The 17,668-nt window shown below is 45.8% G+C and carries 14 protein-coding genes; 7 read left to right on the top strand and 7 right to left on the bottom strand.

All coding sequences use genetic code 11. The features are described from left to right. Window positions 1-3: 3 nt before the first annotated feature. Window positions 4-1,314, bottom strand: coding sequence for an ATP-binding protein (locus tag C7R92_RS08780; protein ID WP_146147606.1), 1,311 nt, complete (start codon window positions 1,312-1,314; stop codon window positions 4-6). A gap of 217 nt (window positions 1,315-1,531) precedes the next feature. Here C7R92_RS08780 and C7R92_RS08775 point away from each other — a divergent pair, with 217 nt between their 5' ends. Next, the gene (locus C7R92_RS08775) at window positions 1,532-2,509 is read left to right on the top strand and encodes a glutaminase (protein ID WP_069845124.1); all 978 of its coding nucleotides are present in this window, start codon (window positions 1,532-1,534) and stop codon (window positions 2,507-2,509) included. 43 nt (window positions 2,510-2,552) lie between these two features. Beyond that, the gene (locus C7R92_RS08770) at window positions 2,553-3,968 is read left to right on the top strand and encodes an alanine/glycine:cation symporter family protein (RefSeq protein ID WP_106833953.1); all 1,416 of its coding nucleotides are present in this window, start codon (window positions 2,553-2,555) and stop codon (window positions 3,966-3,968) included. A 52-nt stretch (window positions 3,969-4,020) separates the two neighbouring features. Here the strand turns inward: C7R92_RS08770 and C7R92_RS08765 are convergent, their stop codons facing one another. Beyond that, window positions 4,021-6,606 (bottom strand): metallophosphoesterase, encoded by a 2,586-nt coding sequence (locus C7R92_RS08765; protein WP_106833952.1) that lies wholly within the window; start codon window positions 6,604-6,606, stop codon window positions 4,021-4,023. Window positions 6,607-6,608: 2 nt separating this feature from the next. Continuing rightward, window positions 6,609-7,874 (bottom strand): class I SAM-dependent methyltransferase, encoded by a 1,266-nt coding sequence (locus C7R92_RS08760; protein ID WP_106833951.1) that lies wholly within the window; start codon window positions 7,872-7,874, stop codon window positions 6,609-6,611. 177 nt (window positions 7,875-8,051) lie between these two features. Here C7R92_RS08760 and C7R92_RS08755 point away from each other — a divergent pair, with 177 nt between their 5' ends. After that, window positions 8,052-8,756 carry a TioE family transcriptional regulator gene (locus tag C7R92_RS08755; protein ID WP_106833950.1) on the top strand — a complete coding sequence of 235 codons (705 nt, stop codon included), beginning with the start codon at window positions 8,052-8,054 and terminating at the stop codon, window positions 8,754-8,756. On the opposite strand, the gene C7R92_RS08750 is transcribed toward C7R92_RS08755, so the two are convergent. Both C7R92_RS08750 and gnd read right to left on the bottom strand, forming a co-directional pair. Beyond that, a complete protein-coding gene (locus C7R92_RS08750; RefSeq protein WP_244195698.1) occupies window positions 8,757-9,497 on the bottom strand; it encodes an enoyl-CoA hydratase-related protein in 741 nt (246 codons plus the stop codon). It abuts the gene before it with no gap. A gap of 160 nt (window positions 9,498-9,657) precedes the next feature. Further along, on the bottom strand, window positions 9,658-10,554 hold the full coding sequence (gene gnd / locus C7R92_RS08745; protein WP_106833948.1) for a phosphogluconate dehydrogenase (NAD(+)-dependent, decarboxylating): 897 nt from the start codon (window positions 10,552-10,554) through the stop codon (window positions 9,658-9,660). A gap of 171 nt (window positions 10,555-10,725) precedes the next feature. Here gnd and C7R92_RS08740 point away from each other — a divergent pair, with 171 nt between their 5' ends. The 3 genes from C7R92_RS08740 to C7R92_RS08730 all read left to right on the top strand — a co-directional run bounded on the left by C7R92_RS08740 (window position 10,726) and on the right by C7R92_RS08730 (window position 14,684). After that, window positions 10,726-11,592 carry a MurR/RpiR family transcriptional regulator gene (locus tag C7R92_RS08740; protein ID WP_017248369.1) on the top strand — a complete coding sequence of 289 codons (867 nt, stop codon included), beginning with the start codon at window positions 10,726-10,728 and terminating at the stop codon, window positions 11,590-11,592. A gap of 196 nt (window positions 11,593-11,788) precedes the next feature. Next, window positions 11,789-13,330: a gluconokinase gene (gntK, locus tag C7R92_RS08735; protein WP_106833947.1), complete on the top strand. Its 1,542-nt coding sequence runs from the start codon at window positions 11,789-11,791 to the stop codon at window positions 13,328-13,330. 25 nt (window positions 13,331-13,355) lie between these two features. Continuing rightward, entirely contained in the window at window positions 13,356-14,684 is a 1,329-nt protein-coding gene (locus tag C7R92_RS08730; RefSeq protein ID WP_106833946.1) for a GntP family permease, read from the top strand. A gap of 76 nt (window positions 14,685-14,760) precedes the next feature. Here C7R92_RS08730 and C7R92_RS08725 read toward each other — a convergent pair whose 3' ends face one another. Further along, entirely contained in the window at window positions 14,761-15,183 is a 423-nt protein-coding gene (locus tag C7R92_RS08725) for a VOC family protein (protein ID WP_106833945.1), read from the bottom strand. A 192-nt stretch (window positions 15,184-15,375) separates the two neighbouring features. Here C7R92_RS08725 and C7R92_RS08720 point away from each other — a divergent pair, with 192 nt between their 5' ends. Continuing rightward, window positions 15,376-15,588 (top strand): glycine zipper domain-containing protein, encoded by a 213-nt coding sequence (locus C7R92_RS08720; protein WP_026043071.1) that lies wholly within the window; start codon window positions 15,376-15,378, stop codon window positions 15,586-15,588. A 99-nt stretch (window positions 15,589-15,687) separates the two neighbouring features. Here C7R92_RS08720 and C7R92_RS08715 read toward each other — a convergent pair whose 3' ends face one another. Next, window positions 15,688-17,628 carry a hypothetical protein gene (locus tag C7R92_RS08715; RefSeq protein WP_244195697.1) on the bottom strand — a complete coding sequence of 647 codons (1,941 nt, stop codon included), beginning with the start codon at window positions 17,626-17,628 and terminating at the stop codon, window positions 15,688-15,690. Window positions 17,629-17,668 lie beyond the last annotated feature (40 nt).

The following is a 17,668-nucleotide window of genomic DNA, read 5'->3' as shown; positions in this document are numbered from 1 at the left end:
TTCTCACTCTTTCTTCGTTATCGGATCAATTGGTAATCGCATGAGAAATGTTGTCCCCTTCCCTTCTACTCCATCCTGTAAGGAGATTTCCCCTTGCCATTGTTCCACCAATTGTTGTACATAAGACAGTCCGATCCCTGTAGAGGGGTTGCCGGTTCGATCGTATTTCGTAGTAAAGCCAGGCTTGAAAAGCAAAGCCTTTCGCCGTGGAGGTACCCCCGGTCCGTCATCGTTGATTCTGATTTCCACAACATCGCCTATCCGATCAATTGCAATGGAAATAGCTCCTGTTTGCTGGATGGCTTCCACTGCATTTGCCACCAGATTATTGATTAGAGAGAGCATCATGAAAACATGGTAGAGCGGATGTGTCCCCGAAATGGAAGCTGTGATTTGTATGTCCTTCTCCAACAAAGTTGCATACTTCATATTGCTTCGATTAATAATGTCCACGAGCTGATGGATGTCCATGTAGTCCGAAATGCTTTCATCGGATATCAGCTTGTGAAGCCCTGCAAAAATACGTTGGTTGTCCTTTTTAATCTCGTGAACCTCGCCTGCGACAATCAATGCTCGCTTGGCGAAGCTCTCTACATTCGAAGATACTACCTGTTCTTTATGAAGCTCATGCAAGCCCTGGTATAGCTCGAAAGACTTCATACTAATACTCTCGGCATTTTGCAGTGTTTTTTTCAGATGAATCGATTCCTCATACAGGTTTGAAATAAGCATCAGCATATGCTCGTTCTGTTTTCTTGTCTGTTGCTCCCGCGACTGTGCTTCGTACAGCTTCATCATATTGAGAAAACTAATCACGATAAAGCTGTGGGATAGCGCGATGACAAGCATCTCTTGCACCGCTCCCCAAGTGAGGACAGTATCCAGTAGCACATATTGGGATAGAACCTCCAACAGATCTGCCAATACCTCAATGACCATCCCCATCAATCCAACCAGAATCGTCCTGTTGTGAAAACGGCGCATTCCGGTTAGATAAAACAGAACAGAATAGGCGAAATAAAAGAAAAAGCTAGAATAATGCGCTTGGAGGGAAGCCTCCCATGCTGTATGATTCCCCGCGATGAGGTCGATCACAATCCGAAAGCATACGACCGTCATCCCCGTCAAAAAGCCAGCGAGTACAGATGGAATTCGTTGAAACAGTAATAAAAAGAAGAAAAAGGTAGGAGCTCCAAAGCTAATTCGAAATGTCTCATTGACGGGATAAAATTTCAACTCTCCTGCCAACGGGACCGTAATGAGCATGAGCGCCAATATATACCAATCTCGTTTTACTTGTGTCTGAACACGCATGCCTCTCACTTCCCATGTTGTTTCTTGATGCCCCTATCTATTTTTATCGAGAATGTGTAAAAAGCACAAGTCTCAAAAAAAATGTGAAACTCACATGAAACAATCTGTGAGTTTTTGTTTTATTTTGTAGGGTGGTTGTAAAGTGATCATTATATGTATTTCGCGAAGCATGGAAGCGCTTTCTATACACTTCGCGTTAGAGCAATGTATTCGATTTTTGGGGGGAAAGGCGTTGATTCAACAGGTTTTACTCGTGGATGAATTACAACAATGGGTGGAACAATATCGTTCCAAGGCATCTGAAGGAAAATGTGCCAGTTATATCCCTGCTTTGGACAGAACGGATCCGAATCAGTTAGGTATTTGCATCATCGAGCCTACAGGAAAAATGCACACGGCGGGTGACTGGGAAGTTCCTTTCACGATGCAAAGTATTTCGAAAGTAATCAGTTTTATTGCTGCTTGCTGCTACCATGGTATCCCTTACGTGTTGGATCGGGTAGATGTAGAACCGACTGGAGATGCATTCAACTCCATTATCCGTCTGGAAATGAACAAGCCAGGTAAGCCTTTTAATCCGATGATCAATGCGGGAGCGATTACGACCTCTTCACTTCTCCCTGGTCAAACACCGGATCATAAACTGCGTTACTTGTATGCATTTTTCAGTAAAATTACTGGTGCTACGCCAACGGTGAACGAGGAAGTGTTTCTTTCCGAATGGGAAAACTCTCACAGAAACCGGGCACTCGCTCACTATTTAAAGGATACTGGCTATTTGGCGTGTGAAGTGGAAGACGCTTTGGAGGTCTATCTCACCCAATGCTCGATTGAAGTAACCACCGAGCAAATTGCCTTGATCGGTCTCCTTTTGGCACTCGATGGCTACCATCCGATGCGCAACGAACAAGTTCTCCCGAAGGATGTCGTCCGTTTAGCCAAAGCACTGATGCTCACCTGTGGCATGTACGATGCATCGGGCAAATTCGCCGCGAATGTTGGCCTGCCAGCAAAAAGTGGCGTCTCTGGCGGAATCATGACACTGGTTCCTCCTAACCGCAAACCACATTCACCGTTTCAAGATGGTTGTGGAATCGGTATTTTTGGACCTTCCATTGATGGTTGTGGAAACAGTGTAGCGGGCGTTTCATTGTTAAAACATATGGCTCAGGAATGGGATGTAACGATTTTTTAGAGAATACTAAGGAAACATTCATAACAAAATTCGAGGTGACACGATGCAACAATTCCTACTTGATGTAACAGCTTCTATAAACGATTTTTTGTGGTCCTATATTATCATTGTCATGCTAATCGCGTTAGGCTTGTTCTTTACCTTCCGAGGTAAATTTTTGCAAGTACGTATGTTGCCGGAAATGATCCGTTCCATTAAAGAAGGCAGAGCGAAAGACGATGGTGGCATCTCCCCTTTTCAAGCTTTCGCTATTAGTATGGCCGCGCGTGTCGGCACAGGGAACATTACAGGAATTGCCATTGCCATTGCTTTAGGTGGTCCTGGCGCCGTATTCTGGATGTGGGTCATTGCAATTATCGGTTCAGCATCCAGTTTTGTTGAGAGTACGCTCGCTCAGATTTATAAAATCAAGGATAAAAACGGTTTTCGTGGCGGTCCGGCTTATTACATGGAAAAAGGACTGAACAAACGTTGGATGGGCGCACTGTTTGCTGTCCTCATCACCCTTTCGTTTGGTCTCGTATTTAACGCCGTGCAATCCAACACTATCACGATTGCCTTTGAAAATTCGTTCGGTACTGACCGATTGACAATCGGAATTATCATGACGATCGCATTTGCATTGATTATTTTCGGTGGTGTGAAACGCATCGCAAAAATGTCTGAGTACATCGTGATTGTCTTGGCCGTGTTGTACATAGGTATGGCCCTGTTTATTGTGATGATGAACATCACCGAGATGCCTGCACTGATCACGTTGATTGTGAAAAACGCGTTTGGATTCGAGCAATTTGCTGGTGGAACCCTGGGTGCAGCCCTGATGCACGGCATCAAGCGTGGTTTGTTCTCTAACGAAGCTGGTATGGGTAGTGCCCCGAATGCTGCAGCTACAGCAACGACAAGCCATCCAGTGAAGCAAGGTTTGATTCAAGCATTCGGTGTTCTATTCGATACCCTCGTGATCTGTACAAGCACAGCTTTCATTATTTTGCTGTCCGGCGCATACACGCAACAAGGACTGAGTGGCATTGAGCTGTCCCAAGCAGCACTGAGCATTCATATTGGTTCTTGGGCGTCTGGCTTCCTTGCCATTATGGTATTCCTGTTCGCCTTCAGTACATTGATCGGGAACTACTATTATGGCGAGACCAACATCGAGTTTTTAAAGACAAGCAAAGCATGGCTCATGCTATATCGTTTAAGTGTACTCGCCATGGTGTTGTTCGGATCAGTGGCAAAGGTACAGCTCGTATGGGATTTGGCCGATTTGTTCATGGGCCTCATGGTCATCGTCAATCTGATTGCGATCGCCATGTTGTCAAAAGTCGCCTATGCTGCGCTACATGATTATTTGGAACAGAAAAAAGCAGGAAAAGATCCTGTGTTCTACAAGGACAGTATTGAAGGTCTCGATAATATTGAAGCCTGGGATAATGCTACTCCTTCCTCCAACAAATAGCTCTACGAATAAAAACGAGAAGCCCGTGTGGTAGCGGCTTCTCGTTTTTCATTTACAATCGCGGATCGATCTCTTTTTCCTTCGCCACTTCAAAGAGCATCGTTGCGACTACTTTTTGATATTCCGTATTTTCTGGAGAAATTTCGTCGAATTTGAACCCAAGCATCCGCTCCCCCAGCCTGTGTTCCTTCATCGAAGTCTTGAGCTTTTGCGTAATATTTTTCTGATTGAACAGCTTTCGGTACTTGTGTGGAAAACGGTAGTCGTAGCCATAAATAATCGCCAAGTACTCCGGATTGCGAACCTTCATGGCAGGAACGACCTTCTGATCGATGACCTCTGGCTTGATCACGATGCCTTCCATCTTGTTTTCCAGTGTAATCGTGGCAAAGTAACGTGTCGCTAGTTCATATGCATTCGGCTCAGACAAATCGATGGCGAGAAAATGATCGTCATTTACGAAGCGATACATATCGGATGTATCCGATTTCGGCAATTGCTCGTCCCCATTCAAATAGACAGCCTTTAGAATGGAAAATGACTTGTAGGCTAACTCCCCTTCTCCTGCATAGAGCTCCATCTGTTTTTGGTAAATGTGATAGGCCTCCAAATGCTTGTCGACAGGAACGTAGCTCTCTTTGATTTCTCGTACATACTTGTAGTTTTGATACAAGCTCGAACCGAATTTTTCCGTGAGCGCACTCTTGGAAAGGTGGAACTGGTCTTTTTCGAATCCGCTCTCGTCATAGTTGTGAATGAGTTGGTGAAGCGCCTCTTCAAAACCATTTTCCTGCAAAAATGCAAATTCACTGTGCAGCGCGGATTCGATTGGTTTGAACTGCTTTTCGATCAAGCCCTTCCCTATTGCACTCCACGGCAACAATTCGCCATCCAAGATGAGCATTGCCATTTCATTCTGCTCCATGTATTCGCTGAACCTTGCATGTAGCTTGTCATAAATTAGTGTCAAATCAACTTGATTGATGGCATAACCGTTTCTGCTGATCGCAAAGCATTTGTCGCGATCATGATGGAGATAGAGATTGCATCTCGAACCCATGTATTTCGGCTGTAACACGACTTGCTGAATGCCTCGACTCGCGAAGTAGTCCAGCCCTGCCTTCAAAGACTCCAATTCCTGAGTCGCCTGATCCTTATCCGCCGGAGGCATCGTTCCGGAAATAAAATTGACCTTATTTTGCGAACAGTAACGGAGTCGACGGAGTTCTTCCTCTTCCAAGTCTCCCATGGATACTTGTTTTTCTGCATGGAACAAGATCGGCAGCTCATCAGTCATCACCCGATGCTCAGACTGAAACGATTTGAAAAACGGCTTGTGTGCGATCACGACGGAGGTCAAAGCATTTCCGTGCACACATCCTGTATCGAGATGGAGCTTGTTCTTCAGGCGAAACGTTTTTTGCGCCGCAATATGTCCAAAAATATGGTACGGATGGTTACTGACCGCTTCACCCGTCAAAAATGCGAGTTGCTCTTCCAATGAAGCTGTTCGATCTATCCGAAAATTACGTTGGCGCCGCATCGAATTTGTATCAAGCTTTCCCATATACTTCTTTTTGCAGGGAGCGTGTGTTACATAATAGGACGGGCCAGTCAGTGCGTTCGATCGATAAAACGGCTGAGCGAGCGTATACAGGTGATTGAACATCGCTGTTAGTTCAGCATCTTTTTCCAGGACGTGTGTGGAATCAAAGTAATTCTCCAATAGCTGCGGGTCTACCCCTTTTAATTCCTTTCGCAAGTACTTGTAGACAAAATTTTCGTGGTTCCCGACAACAAACAAGAAATGCTGTTGATTTTCGTATAGAAACTCGATGATCTCCCTGGTTTGCGCTCCTTTGTCGATCCAGTCCCCTGCTATGATGATTTTGGTATGCTGCACCTTGTCAGTCGAGATGAGACGATTGTCCTCGAGCTTGAATCCGTAGTTTTGCAGGAGACCTTTTAATTCGTGGACGCATTCGTGAATGTCTCCGATGATAATGTATGTTTGGTCTTTGGGAAGGATCGTAGCCAGATAGGCATCCTTATTTTCGATCATGACCTCATAACGTGGATTAGCCACCCCATCAGCTAGTGCGTAAAAATCTTTGTGCCGTATCCGGTGTATGTTGTGGTACCCTTCCTTGGATAATGCCCGAAGCACTTCTTGCTTTAACCGGAGAATATGGTTGGTAATCAGTTTTTTTGACCGCTCGGATGCATAGTAATCTTCCCGATTGCGATAATCAAAGAGGATCACCTCCAATCGGTAATTGTTCTCGGCTGCAATTTCGCGGACTTTCGAACGGAAGTCTTCTGCTAGTCCTGTTGTATCGACAACCACGAATTCGGCGTTGATCGGAAACGATGTCACCAAGCGCAGCTTTTCAAACAGGAGCTGAAATGCCTGCTCGCTGGCCTCAAGCATCACCTGATCATACTTGTCGTAATCATAGCCCAGCAGTTCCTGGCGAATGCTATCCGAGGAAATGTATTGGACATTTGCTTTTGCGTTTTTTTGTTCATCTTCAAAAGACAGCCTCGGCATGAGTACTTCCTTGGCAAAAGTCGTTTTCCCACATTCTGTGGGACCGACGAGCATAAAAATCGTGTGAACCTGCGTCTGTAACAGCATCGTTACGCCCCCTTTCTCTGGACAATGACGCCTTGTGTGGTGTGTATGTCATTCACGCCGTCACCAATGGATACAAATTGGCCCTGCACCCCGGCTTCTTCCATGATCTCGGTCATCCATGCCTGGAACTCTTCTTGTCCCATTTCCCATTTATGATCGTCGTGGCGATAGCCTTCCAGTTCATAGAAAGGATTAAAATCCGAGTTCGGTGTAGTTATGACAAAATGGTCAAAATCCAATCGACTACAGATTTGCTTGATGAGCACTCTCGCTTCTTCTTTGCTCATATGCTCAATGACCTCAGTCAAAATGACATCTACCTGCTCACCGTTGTAATCCTGCAAAAACTGATCAAGCGAGCGGAACAAAATCAGATTCGAGATTTCTTTTTCCTCAGCCCTGCGTCTGACTACTTCCAGCGATTGTTCATCGATATCGATGGCATAGTAATACTGCGGCAGCTTAGTAGCGAACGGGATCGCATAAAAGCCTTCTCCACATCCGATATCTACAATAGATTTGGTAAAAGGAAGCTTACCCGCGATGTAGTTCCTTCTCTGCAAACCGGTGCTGCCGTACTCCAATTGAATGGGGTAGCGGTTCGTCTTCTCGATCTCGGTCTTGTACTTGCGATAGCGCTCTCTCGTTGTCAGGAAGTTGCGAGCGAACAGGCTTCGTATGTAAAAAGGTGCGTCGATAACATGGATGCTTTTGATGTATTTATCCAGGATGTTATCGGATATGTCGATGTACTCTTTTCCAAACATACTCAAGAATAGACAGAGCACACTCACGACGTGGAGAAGCTGATGCAGACTCGTTCTCGTTGTGATGGTCAGAGCGTAGCTTTTATCGGCGTGGTGCTTGAGTTCAAAGGTAAAGTCCTTGAGGTGCTTCTCAAAAAATGTCAGATACAGCAGTCTTTCGATGTGAATCATGTTGATGAAAAAAACATGCTCATACCCTTCTGCATCCCGCTCGTCGTGTTGCTTCATCGGAGCGGAAAAAAACTCATTAATCGCATTTAACGGAAACAAGGGTGTATTGTACCGGGAGACATTCAAATATTCAAAATGCTCCTGTTCGGTTTGTTTATAGGAGACCTCATTTTCTGCGTCTTTAAAGTAAACGTTGTATGTATCCGTATTGGAAAACCACCCGTATGCGATGCCTTTTCGAATGGATCGTAAACTCAGTCCGGAATTCGGATTTTTCTTGATCATGTACGAAAAGTCCGGATTCTGTGATCGTAGCTGAACAATGGCCATACGTTGTCTCACCTCTGCAAAAGAAGAATGAATACCTATTGACAATATTCGCCTTTCCATCCCCTGCTGAACAGGGTAAAAGTATTACGACTTTCCCATTAACAGAAGCATTTGATTCAATTTGCTGTTCTTGGTATAGTGAAATCCGCGATAACAAACCTGCGGGAGGTGCGTCAGATGCCTTATTACAAGCCGATTGAGATCGCTCGCGAGCTACATATTAGTACGAGTGCTTTGCGCCATTATGAATCATGGGGAGTCGTTCCTGCTCCTGATCGTGCAGACAATGGGTATCGACTTTATACAGAAATCCATCTTGCCTATTTTCGTTGCCTGCGCGCCATGTTTCCCGGCTTTGGTGTCGCTGTCACCTGTGAAGTCCTTCGATCGCTTCAAAAAGCGGATATGGATGCTGCCTTTTGGCTCGTGAATAAAGAACAGGCCAACCTCCAACAAGAGAAGGTCGCAGCAAACCAAACACTCGAGCTTTTGGATAATCTCGATCTCCCCTTGCCTCCAAACAAAAAGTGGCGAAACCGCATGACGATTGGTGAAGTCGCTGCTTACACAGGAGTCACAACGTCTGCGATCCGCCATTGGGAAAAAGAAGGCTTGCTTGTACTGCCACGAGATCCTGAGAATGGCTACCGCCAATTCACTCCCATGGATATACGGAAGATTTTGCTTATCCGCACATTGCGCAATACGGTGTATTTTCTAACGAATATGAAAGAAATTGTACAAGCAGTAGAAAATCAAAGTATTGAACAGGCCAAAAAAGTGACGGCGGATGCGATCAGAAGCATTCACGATCGCAATCGCCATCAGATGTACGGAGTTAGGCGGTTGGTTGAATTGTGTGAGGTATTGAAGCTCGTATGATTATCTTCCTGTAAAACGCGGTGGAGTCTTGTCTAAGAAAGCTTTGGTTCCTTCCCGGAAGTCTTCAGTGGATGCCACGAGTCCGAAGTAGTCTGCGCCTAGAAGTGCGGACTCCTCTACAGTCAGGTTACTCCCTCGATGAATCGCGTCCCACGTTAGTTTCACTGCCAGCGGAGACTGAGCCAAAATTTCTTGGAGAACCTCCTCTGTTTCTGCCAGTAGCCGCTCACGCGAAACGACCCGATTTACCAGTCCCATTCGGTATGCTTCATCCGCATCTATCGCTGATCCTGTCAGAAGCAACTCCGCGGCACGGCCTTTTTCTATTAGCCTAGGGAGTCTGGTTGTTCCACCAAAGCCCGCCACTGCTCCAATTCGTACTTCTGGATGTCCCATTTTGGCATGGTGAACCGCAATACGCAGCGTGCACGATTCAGCGATCTCAAGGCCCCCGCCCAACGCATAGCCGTTTATTGCAGCAACGACTACTTTTCCCAACGATTCGATCTGACTCGTGACCGAAACGGCCAACTGAGCAAAATCCCTTACTTCCAACGGTGTCGCTTGATGCAGATACGAGATGTCAGCCCCTGCCGAAAATGCTTTTTCTCCCGCCCCTGTAAGGATGACCGCTTTCACACTGTTATCGGATTTGATCCTGTTTAAGATGGTCGAAAGCTGATAAAGGACATCTCGGTTCAATGCATTCAATGCCTCTGGTCTGTTTAGCGTAAGGGTCACGATTCCTTTCTCATTCTTGTACCAAGACCAGGCAAACTTCTGGGCGATACATGCATACTTTGCTTTCTAAATGAAAATTCCTTCTTCTTCCATATACAAAACAAAAAAGGATGACCCCAGAGCTTCAACCACCGAAGCACCTTTACGGTCATCCCATTTCTTATTTCTTTTCTACGGCATGTCCGCCAAATTCATTGCGCAAGGCTGCGACCACTTTTCCGTGGAAGGTATCCTCGTCCAACGAACGGTAACGCATCAGTAAGGACATCGCAATTACGGGTGTGGCTGCCTGTAGATCCAGCGCGGTTTCCAGCGTCCATTTTCCTTCCCCGGAAGAATGCATGACCCCACGGATTTCATCGAGCTTGGCGTCTTTTCGAAAAGCTCGCTCTGTTAAGTCCATCAGCCAGCCACGAATGACGGAGCCATTTGCCCACACGCGTGCGACCTCGGCAAAATCGTAGTTATACTGGCTTTTCGCAAGTACCTCAAAGCCTTCCCCAATCGCCTGCATCATACCGTATTCGATCCCGTTATGAATCATTTTCAAGAAGTGGCCGCTGCCCGCTTCCCCAGCATACAAATATCCGTTTTCGACGTTAATGTCGCGAATCATTGGCTCAATATGTGTGTATGCTTCTCGATCTCCACCAATCATCATACATGCTCCGTGGCGCGCTCCCTCCATGCCTCCGCTCGTACCTGCATCCATGAAGTGAATACCCTTTTCCTTTAAGCGAGCATAGCGATCTAATGATTGCTTGTAATGAGAGTTGCCACCGTCAATGACGATATCCCCTGCAGCAAGCAAGGTAGAGAGTTGATCAACCAATTGATCCACAATCTCTCCTGCCGGTACCATCAGCCATATTACGCGAGGTGTCGGCAGCTTCGCCACAGCATCTTCCACCGAAAATGCTGGAATCGCGCCTTCATGACTCAACTCTTCTGCTCGCGTAGAATCTACATCATAGGCTACGACCTCATGCTGATGCGAGAGCAAATTAAGGGTGAGATTGTACCCCATTTTTCCTAATCCGAGGATCGCAAGTTTCATATCGTGTACGTCACTCCTTTTTGGATCATATCCGTTACCACGTATTATAAGATAAAAATTTTCATCTTTCATCAAAAATGAAGAAAATTTTTTCGAACCTATGAAAAGGAGTCTGATTTTCCTTATACTATCAGTACAGATCCACAATGGAACGTTAGGAGGTACCTATTGATGAACGCTTCCACCCCGCCTGCTCCTCGCGTGCTCACGCAATTACGCGCCATCTATACGCAATTAAGCGGGAAAGAACAACAGATCGCCGACTATATGTTGGAGCATGCCAGTGAAATTATTCACTTCTCGATCACGGAGCTAGCCGACCAATGCCAGTGTGCAGATGCTACCGTATTTCGTCTGTGTCGCAGACTGGGCTTTCGCGGCTACCAAGCATTCAAGATCGCCTTGGCGAGTGAAGTCACGAATCCGAAGCAAACCATTCACCAAGAAATCAACCTCGACGACGATGACGTCAGTGCGATTGCTGAAAAAATTTTCACAGCGAATATCGAGACGATTCGAGACACGCAGCAGATTATTAATAAAGATGAGTTAATGAAAATCGTCTCCTGTTTGGAAAACGCAAACCGGATCGAGTTTTATGGCTCGGGAGGCTCAGCCGTCATCGCACAGGATGCGTACCACAAATTTATGCGGACAGGCATCCCTTGTCTCTATCATTCTGATGCTCACTATCAAGTAATGTCTGCCTCTCTGCTTACCAAAGGTGCTGTCGTCGTAGGCATCTCCCACTCTGGGTCCAATAAAGATATTTTGGCAGCCCTACAGGTTGCCAAGGACGCCGGAGCAAAAACAATCGGCATCACGAGCTATGGAAAATCTCCTCTCGTGCGTCTGGCAGATATGTGCTTGTACACGACTTCACGCGAAACGGTATTTCGTACAGAAGCCCTGTCGTCCAGGCTTGCTCAGCTTAGCTTAATTGATCTGCTCTATGTAGCCGTATCCTTACGGAGGCAGGATGATACGATCGCCAATATCCAGCACATCCGCGAAGCCATCTCACTCAAACGCCTGTAAATCAGGCGTTTTTTCTTTTGCTTACCCTCCTCTTGCAACTTGCAGGAGAAAAATGCAAATCATACAAGCATCGTGTGAAGTGTTCAATTATGAAATAATTTTTTTCTTAATGCTTAACAAATGAAAAAAATTTCGATATAATCGCGTTATCTCCATGACAACACGTTGAAAGCGTATTCAATTAGGGGTGACTTCTATGACGCAAACCTATTTTATCGGGCTTGATATCGGGACAACCAGTACCAAAGCAATTGTATTCACTCCTTCCGGCGCCATCCGCGGTACGGGTAATATCGATTATCAGCTACTCGTTCCCCAGCCGTCTTGGGCTGAGCAAGAACCGGAGACGATTTTTGCTGCTGTCATACAGGCATTGAAGCAAGCGCTGGAGCATGCAGGCATTGCCAAAAGCGAGATCGGTGGTATTGGCTTCTCTACTGCCATGCATAGTCTGATCGCTGTCGACCCGAGTGGCAATCCCCTGACGAACAGCATCATCTGGGCTGACAATCGGAGCGTGGCACAAGCAGATCGACTAAAAGCAGACGGTGTCGGTCATCAGATTTACTTAGCGACGGGCACGCCTATCCATCCCATGTCTCCCCTGCCCAAAATCATGTGGCTACGGGAGAATTTGCCTGATACGTTTCGGCGGGCAGCCAAGTTTATTTCGATTAAGGAGTATGTCATTTATCGGCTTTTTGGTGAGTATATCGTCGATTACTCCATTGCTTCCGCTACGGGGCTGTTCAATCTGAGAAAGCTCAACTGGGATGAGGACGCGCTGCGAGTCGCAGGCATTTCCAAGCAACATCTCAGTGAGCCTGTACCGACTACTCTTATCCTGCGAGGAATGAAGATTCGTTATGCGGAAGAGATCGGAATCGATCCAGATACGCCTTTCGTTGTCGGTGCTAGCGATGGGGTTTTGGCAAACCTCGGCATCGGAGCCATTGATCATGGACAAGTAGCCATCACGATTGGCACGAGTGGCGCTGTAAGAACCGTAGTTCCAGAACCGATCACCGATCCAAAAGGACGGACATTCTGCTACGTGCTGACGGAAAATCATTGGGTGATTGGCGGACCCTCGAACAACGGTGGGATCATGCTTCGCTGGTTCCGTGACGAATTCAGTTGGCCCGAAGTGGAAAAAGCCAAACAGCTCGGCGTCGATCCCTATGAAGTCATGATCCAAGCTGCTGAGCATGTTCGAGCTGGTGCAGACGGGTTGCTCTTTCTCCCCTTCCTATCCGGCGAACGAGCTCCGTACTGGAACGCCCAAGCAAGAGGCTCCTTCTTCGGTATCGGCCTCCATCATAAGCGCGAGCATTTTATCCGAGCTGTACTTGAAGGAATCTTGTTTAGCGTCTACAGCATCGGTATCGCCCTGCGCGACCTGGCAGGTGGAGCCAAGGAAATCCGGGCATCGGGTGGATTCGCCCGCTCGCGGGAATGGCGCCAGATTATGTCCGACATGTTCGGGTATGAAGTGCTGATTCCGGAGAGTCATGAAAGCTCGAGCTTTGGTGCCGCTCTCTTGGCGATGCATGCATTGGGGGCAATGGATCATTTGCAAGATGTGAAAAAGATGATTCATATTTCCCATCGCCATGAGCCTGATTTGGAACGATCCAGTGTCTATTTGGAGCTTTTCTATATATACGAGCGTGTTTATTACAACCTGCTGGAAGAGTACAAGCTGATAGCCGAATTCCAAAAGCGGTTGAACAACTAGAGACAACAACTAGGGAGGGTTCATCATGCCACTCGTCATAACACTGCTGTCTATCATCTTTCTGCTCGTTCTCATTACTCGCTTCAAACTGAACCCATTTATTGCGTTGTTATTGGCCGCTGGATTTGTGGGAATCGCATCCGGCATGCCGCTTGTAAAAGTTGTGGATTCGATCAAGGATGGAATGGGTGGCACACTCGGCTTTATCGCGATCGTGCTTGCCTTGGGAACTATGCTTGGCAAAATGATGGCAGAATCTGGCGGTGCCGAACGCATTGCCCGTACTCTCATCAATCGCTTCGGTGAGAAAAATGTACATTGGGCCATGATGTTCGTGGCATTTATCGTAGGGATTCCGGTATTTTTCCAGGTTGGTTTTGTTCTCTTGATTCCACTCGTGTTTACGATTGCCAGACAAACAGGTGTCTCCCTTGTCAAAATCGGAATTCCGCTCGTAGCCGGCCTGTCCATCGTTCACGGGATTGTGCCGCCGCACCCTGCTGCTATGGCCGCTGTCGATCTGTTCCAGGCGGATGTTGGTAAAACGATTTTGCTCTCGATCATTGTCGCACTGCCTTCCGCGATTATTGCAGGACCACTCTACGGTAGTTGGATAAGCAAACGGGTCAAGACCAGCATCTCTCCAGAGCTCTCTTCCCAGTTGGCAGAGCCAAAATCCGAGCGTGATTTGCCCAGCTTTGGGATCACCGTCTTCACCGTCTTGCTCCCCGTGCTGTTGATGCTGTCTGCTACGGTTGCAGATGTGACGCTGCCAAAAGAAAATACCATTCGCCAATGGGCTGATTTTATCGGTAGCCCGATTACGTCTCTGTTGATTGCCGTGATTGTTTCCTTCTGGACGCTCGGGTTCAACCGCGGTTTTACCAAAGACGATATTCTCATATTCACAAATGATTGCTTGGCCCCAACCGCGACAATCTTGCTCGTTATCGGCGCAGGTGGCGCATTTAACAAAGTACTGCTGAACAGCGGTGTGGGTGACTATATTGCTGAGCTTGCTACTGCATCTGCGATCTCCCCTATTTTCCTGGGCTGGCTGATCGCGGCCTTGATCCGTGTGGCAACTGGCTCTGCAACCGTCTCCATGATGACGGCAGCTGGTATCGTAGGTCCGATCGCGATGCAAATCCCTGGAACAAGCCCAGAGCTTTTGGTACTGGCAACAGGTTCTGGCTCCCTGATCCTGTCTCACGTAAATGATTCTGGTTTCTGGCTGATCAAGGAATACTTCAATATGTCCGTGCAAGATACACTGAAAACGTGGACAGTGATGGAGACCATTCTTTCTGTTGTGGCAATCATCTTGATCATGGGACTATCCTATATCGTGTAACCCGAAATGAAAAACAGGTCTTTCCATCCACATCACTGGAGGTAAGACCTGTTTTTTTGTCTAGCTGGGTAACTCACTACTTCATTCGTTTGGCAATCGGATGATCTTCTTTCAGCTCTAGTAAATCCCACAGGTTGCCATATAAATCCTGAAAGACCGCCACCATTCCGTACGGTTGTTCCATTGGCTCCCTTACAAATTGGATGCCTCTTGAGACCATCTCATGATAATCTCTCCAAAAGTCATCTGTATTTAAAAAGAGAAAGACTCTACCACCTGCCTGATTGCCAATAAAAGGCTCTTGCTCAGGCTTGGAAGCTTTTGCGAGTAAGATGGTGGTGCCAGAAGAGCCAGGTGGAGCTACGACAACCCACCGCTTATCCTGTTCTGCCTGATACGTATCTTCCACTAAGGTAAAATGGAGCTTCTTCGTATAAAACGCAATGGCTTCATCATAATCTTTGACCACTAGCGCGATATGGACGATGGATTGAATCATTTGCTCAATACCTCCAGCTTCAAGGTTATTTTTGGAATGAAATGATTTGTCTGGGGCATCCTATGCCTTGGGGCTGCACGTTTGATATAGCAGAACTTCCCAACACTAATCGAGGGAGTGACAATCTTGACTACTAACAACGAACGCAATCACAACGATGCTGTTGACAACGTTGACAACAACGAAGCAAACATGTCAGGCAGTGGAGCTTCTGAAGCAGTAGGAACAGTTGGCGGTGCGGCAGTAGGTGCTGCCGTAGGTTCTATTTTAGGGCCGCTTGGTACCATTGCAGGTGCGGTTGCCGGGGGTGCACTTGGCAACGAAATGGGAGAGAATGTAGCGGCTGACGGCAATGACACATGGGATGTTGCGAATAATGAGGCCGATAGAGACCGAGCAGAATAAAGCAAGCTTCATCTATGTATGACAAATACGAGGTGCTGGGGCAAAAACCTGCACCTCGTTCCCATTACTTCCCGCACATGTTCATTGCCTTACTCCTCATTACTTCTTATTTAAATAATCTTCTACTGATTTTCGCTTATACTTGCCTGTTGCTACTTCGATCATCTTTTTATATTCTTCTTGTTGTTCCTTATCATCTTTTCTTTTTTTACGCTTATCTTCCTTAGCCTCCAGTGTTCTTTTCCCATTCATATTCGTTTTGTTTTTACTATCATGATATTCGATGTCAGAATCATAACCAGTTATCGATCGTAATACTTGTAAGCTGCGCGATATTTTCTCTTTATATTGTGGATAGATCTCTTCTACTGTTTCCTGGTATAAATTCCTTCCTATCCGATGGTTTTTTATCCGTGTCAGAGTTAGGGTCTGTCCCTCTAGTATTTTGCTATACTGGGCCATTTTTTGCTGAATACTTTCAATCTCATCCTCTTCTTTCTTGTCTAATTCCTCCATCCATGTAGCGAACTCATTTGCTATGGTATCGAAGTCATCCTTTTCTTTCTCAAACCTTTCCTCTTCTTCTTGTTGTACATCAAAAAATGGGTAGTAATCCGCCTCTATTTTCTTAAGTGCCATGTATTCATTTCGAATTTTGTTTTTATCCAATTGATAAATAAATACACATTTTTTCTCGTCACGTTCGTCTAGATGGGAAATCCCTTCTGGAATAAATCTCATTTTTTCTGGCTTCTTTACATCGTCAATTTCTTCAATCTCATCGATAAGAATTTTGTTTCGCTTCAGTTTAGCTGACATGATTTCCAAAATATTGGTGGACGAAGCTTTCCCTTTTGTGACCTCACCAAAATGAGCAATTTTATTTGCTTCGTTCCCCATCCAATCTACCGGATTTTGATTTTTCAAAAAGTCTGTAGGTAAAGATTGATGCATGGAGTAGCGAATCCCTTTCACTTTCTTAGCATCGAAATTATTGGAATCAATGTCATAGAGCTCCTCATTTCCGTCCTTATCGGAAAATGCAAGATTGAATCTTGCTGTGTGGCTTTTTCTCGTAAAATCCAAATTTCCTTCATCCATTGTTTGAGAAAATTGTTCGAAAGAAGATTCACCCTTTGTTGGACTACTAAATTTCCAATTCTTTTTATCTGTCTTGGTCATATCCGCCTTCGCATCCCATTTAAACGGAATTCTGACTGGCAGCTGAATTTCCCATGGCTTCGTTGAATCAACCTGTTTCAATGCACCTAACTTTACCAATTGTTCTTGATCCACACTAAAGTTCCATTGATCGTATTTCACTTCAACGTTGTACACATACTCTGTACCTTTTCCCGCTCCACGTAGCATTTTTTCAATCGTATTATTATAGGAATGCTCGTTGTTTTTCACATCTTGCGGGGCTATATTCCACGCTTGGTTCGCTTCGATTCCTCGTACAATCTGATAACCGACCAGGTGTCCCCCATCGTATGCGGTTTTGGCTGCATCATTTTTTCCATCCCGTATCAATCGCTCTTCTGTACCCAAATTGCCGATCGCACTTACAAAAGAATCGCCTTTACGATCTTTTCTCGATGTGCCTTTTTTTACGATAGCAGAAACAGAATGAGGACGATCACATGTATCTCCTAATTCAACTGTCTTGGAAAAGAATCGTTTATTTACGTTGTCCTCACCATATGTATCTTTCAACACGCCAAAAAAGGTGGGGAGGCCTTTATCTGCTCGCACAGCAGTAAATTGACCTTCATTATCCGGATCGTTGTCATACTCATCTGTTGTGTAATCGGTTGGTTCAATACCCTTGAATTTGCCTTGTATCACAGGTTGGTTATTTTTTTGCTTTTGGAGTAAATGGATCATGGCTTTATTTCCGACTTTTTTGGCGAGCTGTAAGACATGTGGCGTTGAGTTTTTAGAGTTTGGGGATAGAGAAGAATTTTCAGGGGTTTGTCGATAACTTGATTGCGAATCTTGATTCTGGAAATACATCACATCACCTGCCAGTACGATCATTTATCGAATCTTTTCTTATCATACCAAATTCTGTCTACTT

This window comes from Brevibacillus porteri, from assembly GCF_003013475.1.
In the GTDB taxonomy this organism is placed as follows: domain Bacteria; phylum Bacillota; class Bacilli; order Brevibacillales; family Brevibacillaceae; genus Brevibacillus; species Brevibacillus porteri.
Note: the sequence above shows the minus strand (reverse complement) of the source record. Positions and strands in the feature narration are given on the sequence as shown.

Excerpts from the sequence above, each read along its gene's own strand:
- C7R92_RS08780 (WP_146147606.1), bottom strand. The coding sequence starts at position 1,314 with ATGCGTGTTCAGACACAAGTAAAACGAGATTGGTATATATTGGCGCTC.
- C7R92_RS08770 (WP_106833953.1), top strand. The coding sequence starts at position 2,553 with ATGCAACAATTCCTACTTGATGTAACAGCTTCTATAAACGATTTTTTG.
- C7R92_RS08765 (WP_106833952.1), bottom strand. The coding sequence starts at position 6,606 with ATGCTGTTACAGACGCAGGTTCACACGATTTTTATGCTCGTCGGTCCC.
- C7R92_RS08760 (WP_106833951.1), bottom strand. The coding sequence starts at position 7,874 with ATGGCCATTGTTCAGCTACGATCACAGAATCCGGACTTTTCGTACATG.
- C7R92_RS08755 (WP_106833950.1), top strand. The coding sequence starts at position 8,052 with ATGCCTTATTACAAGCCGATTGAGATCGCTCGCGAGCTACATATTAGT.
- gnd (WP_106833948.1), bottom strand. The coding sequence starts at position 10,554 with ATGAAACTTGCGATCCTCGGATTAGGAAAAATGGGGTACAATCTCACC.
- C7R92_RS08740 (WP_017248369.1), top strand. The coding sequence starts at position 10,726 with ATGAACGCTTCCACCCCGCCTGCTCCTCGCGTGCTCACGCAATTACGC.
- gntK (WP_106833947.1), top strand. The coding sequence starts at position 11,789 with ATGACGCAAACCTATTTTATCGGGCTTGATATCGGGACAACCAGTACC.
- C7R92_RS08730 (WP_106833946.1), top strand. The coding sequence starts at position 13,356 with ATGCCACTCGTCATAACACTGCTGTCTATCATCTTTCTGCTCGTTCTC.
- C7R92_RS08725 (WP_106833945.1), bottom strand. The coding sequence starts at position 15,183 with ATGATTCAATCCATCGTCCATATCGCGCTAGTGGTCAAAGATTATGAT.
- C7R92_RS08720 (WP_026043071.1), top strand. The coding sequence starts at position 15,376 with ATGTCAGGCAGTGGAGCTTCTGAAGCAGTAGGAACAGTTGGCGGTGCG.
- C7R92_RS08715 (WP_244195697.1), bottom strand. The coding sequence starts at position 17,628 with ATGATCGTACTGGCAGGTGATGTGATGTATTTCCAGAATCAAGATTCG.